At 75.8% G+C, this 389-nt stretch carries 1 pseudogene; it reads right to left on the reverse strand.

The features are described from left to right. Window positions 1-117 precede the first annotated feature (117 nt). Window positions 118-389: pseudogene (locus FHL79_RS24880) on the reverse strand (hypothetical protein); the annotation flags it as partial.

Here is a 389-nt window from a genome sequence, read left to right on the forward strand (position 1 = left end):
CCGGGCGCCGCAGCAGCTTGAGCAGCTCCGCCGAGACGATCGCCCCGAGCGACCCCACGGTCCGGGTCCGGGCCGACGGGGCCCCGCGCTCCGGTGTCCGGGTCTCGGTCGCCGTGCTCATCGGACGGCGCTCTCGGGCAGCCGCGGCCGGGACCGTCCCGGAGGCGCATCGGGTGGCGGTGCCGCAGTGATCTCGGACCCGGTCATCTGCAGGAAGACCTCCTCGAGGGTCTGCACCTCCTGGCGCAGCCCGGTCACGTCCACGTCGGCGAGGACCAGCGCGCGGTTGATCCGCGCGGCGTCCTCCGGTCCGGCCTGGACGACGAGGACGCCGTCCTCCACCGACACCCGTTCGGCGCCCAGCAGCCCGGCCGTGACCGTGGCGGCCT

The organism is Modestobacter altitudinis, assembly GCF_005930475.1.
Taxonomy (GTDB): Bacteria; Actinomycetota; Actinomycetes; order Mycobacteriales; family Geodermatophilaceae; genus Modestobacter; species Modestobacter altitudinis.